1 pseudogene is annotated in these 248 nt (G+C 81.5%); it reads right to left on the reverse strand.

Annotated elements, in window-relative coordinates:
• A pseudogene (locus KVS67_RS12525) lies at nt 1–248 on the reverse strand (NADP-dependent phosphogluconate dehydrogenase); the annotation flags it as partial.

Below are 248 nucleotides of genomic sequence, written 5' to 3' on the forward strand. Positions count from 1 at the left end.
GGCGCCGTAGTAGTCGCGCTGGCCCTGCACGAGGGCGGCCGGCAAGCGGGCGGCCCGCAGGCCGGCGTAGTACGCCAGGGCCGAGGAGAACACCGGGACCGGCACGCCCGCGGCGACGGCGGTGCCGACGGCGCGGCGCCAGGCCGGCAGGGCCTCGGCGATCGCCTGGGCGGACTCGGGGGCGAAGAGCAGGTTGAGCGGCTGGCCGGGGGCGCGGGTGCCCGGCGCCGGCCGGCGGGGGGTGTCGC

This window comes from Micrococcus sp. GbtcB5 (assembly GCF_019091605.1).
GTDB classification, from domain to species: Bacteria; Actinomycetota; Actinomycetes; order Actinomycetales; family Micrococcaceae; genus Micrococcus; species Micrococcus luteus.